Origin of the sequence: Pseudoalteromonas sp. CO348 (assembly GCF_004208845.1) — a bacterium.
Taxonomy (GTDB): domain Bacteria; phylum Pseudomonadota; class Gammaproteobacteria; order Enterobacterales; family Alteromonadaceae; genus Pseudoalteromonas; species Pseudoalteromonas maricaloris.
Genome location: NZ_SGPI01000066.1, coordinates 1 through 388, shown reverse-complemented (window position 1 = coordinate 388; position 388 = coordinate 1). Strand labels below are relative to the sequence as shown.

Here is a 388-nt window from a genome sequence, read left to right as displayed (position 1 = left end):
ATAATCGCCACCTTTCGCTGTGCCCAATTTACCATTTAGCGAAAACGAATAACCGGCATTGGCTTCGGCTACGTTCCCTACTAGCGTGACTTCATTTTTACCTTGTTGATAGGCAAGCTCTAGATTACCGGTGCGCTCAAATTGCTCAGCAGGATTTTGTGCAGCAGGCTCAAAATAGCTACGCTGCGCCGAGCTGACCGAGGTAGGCGGATGGGCATTCACATGCACTTGTGAGCCACCCATTCTAAAACGATGGCAGCTTTGGCACTGCGTAAACCCAACAAAGCCGGTTTCATGTTCGTGCACCAGACCATCTTTATCTGTCACCGACAGCAAGCCTCGCTCAATATAGGGGCTTGCAAGGTTTCCCTCGGCAATCACTATCGAC

The 388-nt window shown here is 50.3% G+C and carries 1 pseudogene; it reads right to left on the bottom strand.

The features are described 5' to 3' along the window. A pseudogene (locus tag EXT48_RS23785) lies at positions 1–388 on the bottom strand (hypothetical protein); the annotation flags it as partial.